This is a genomic window from Burkholderia sp. LMG 13014, assembly GCF_905232215.1.
Classification (GTDB): Bacteria; Pseudomonadota; Gammaproteobacteria; order Burkholderiales; family Burkholderiaceae; genus Burkholderia.
Map to the genome: position 1 here is coordinate 1 of NZ_CAJNKE010000892.1, position 1,729 is coordinate 1,729.

The 1,729-nt window shown below is 67.1% G+C and carries 2 protein-coding genes; one reads left to right on the forward strand and one right to left on the reverse strand.

What is annotated here, in order from left to right:
• Positions 1-6 precede the first annotated feature (6 nt).
• Positions 7-1,146: an LLM class flavin-dependent oxidoreductase gene (locus JYJ84_RS35880; RefSeq protein ID WP_175219645.1), complete on the reverse strand. Its 1,140-nt coding sequence runs from the start codon at positions 1,144-1,146 to the stop codon at positions 7-9.
• Positions 1,147-1,404: 258 nt separating this feature from the next.
• Between JYJ84_RS35880 and JYJ84_RS35885 the strand changes: the two genes are divergently transcribed.
• The coding region (locus JYJ84_RS35885) for a VOC family protein (RefSeq protein ID WP_205190228.1) at positions 1,405-1,729 on the forward strand (325 nt) is incomplete at its 3' end.

Below are 1,729 nucleotides of genomic sequence, written 5' to 3' on the forward strand. Positions count from 1 at the left end.
GGTGCATCACGCGCAGGCGCGCTCCTTCTCCTTGTTGAAGAACGGGATCACGTGCTCGCCGATGTTGCGGATCGTCTCCATCTGCGCTTCGTGCGGCACCGTGCCCATCTGGCACAGGAACAGCACTTCATCGACGCCGGCTTCCTGCAGGCGGCCGACATAGCCGATGCAGTCGTCCACCGTGCCGTACGCGTGGTTCGGGTTCATCATCGCGAGCGCCGGGTCGGCGAAGTTCACGACGACTTCCTCCGATGCAAAGCGCGAGCGGATCACCATCTCGCCGGTGTCGGCCTGCACAAGATCGTCGCCCCACTTCGCCGGGTCCGGCCGCTCGCCGCCCGTGTACCAGTACGCGAGCGATTCCATGAAGTAGCGCTGGCCGCGGATGCCGATCTTGCGCGCGGCCTGGCCGTCGGCCATCACGACCGTCGGGCACAGCGCCGCGAGGTGCTGCGTCGAGCGGAAACCGACCTGGTCTTCCGGCTTGCGGTTCGCCCACGCTTCGCGGTACACGGCGTTCTTCTTCGCGACTTCGTCGGGGCCGCCGAAACCGAGCACCAGCGCGCCCATCCCGCGCTGGCCGGCACGCAGCAGCGCGTCGGTGTTGGTGCACGCGAGGTACATCGGCGGATGCGGATCCTGGAACGGCTTCGGGTGGATCGGACGCTTCGGAATCTTGATGTACTTGCCGTCGTGCTCGATCTCGTCCTGCACGAACATCTTCGGCACGAGGTACATCGATTCGTCGATCATCGGCTGCAGTTCGTTGAGGTCGTAGCCGAACGCGCCGGCTTCCTGCTGGCTGCCGCCCTTGCCGACGCCGAAGTGCACGCGGCCGCCGGACAGGATGTCGAGCAGCGCGACGCGCTCGGCGACCTTGATCGGGTGGTTCATCGCCGGCGGCAGGCACACGACACCGTGGCCGAGGCCGATGCGCGTCGTGCGGCCGGCCAGGTACGCAAGGAAGGTTTCCGGCGCGCTCATGTGCGCATAGTTGGTCAGCGACGTGTGCTCCACGCACCAGATCGTGTCGAAGCCGACCTGCTCGGCGAGCAGCGCCTGTTCGACCGTCTCCTTGAATACCCGGTGGTCGCCCTCGCGCGATGCGTCGGTGGTCTGGGCTTCGTAGATGAGGGAAAACTTCATTGCGTGCGTCTCCATGGTTGTTGGACGAGTCGGGGTCGTGCAGCCCGCCCGCACGATACGGACGAAGCGCGACGGTCCACGAATGGGAGTGTCGGCGCGCGGACGGGCGCGAGCATCGTCTGTTCGGAGTACCGGCACGCCTGCGGGGACAGAGGGGTTTCACCGTCATCCGATCGGACTGCGTGACGCGGCGAACCGCGCGCTAGCATCGAACGGCGGCGCATGGCGTGCGCCGGCCAACGACAAGGGAGAGAGGGAATGAAGGTATCGATGCTGCTGTATCCGGTCGACGACATCGACACGGCATTGCCGCTGTTCGTCGACGGGCTCGGCCTGAACGTGAAGTTCCGCGACGGCGACCGCTATTGCGCGCTCGACGGCGGCCCGCTGACGATCGCGCTGGTCGCGGGCGACGAGCAGATCGTCGAGCGCGCGGCGCTGACGCTGCGCGTCGACGAGGACGACGATCTCTATGCGGCGATGGCGCGGGTCGTGAAGGCCGGCGCATCGGTGCGCGTGCCCGTGCAGGCCGGGCCGCACGAATACCGCGCGGTGCTGGAGGACAAGAACGGCGCGCTGCTCG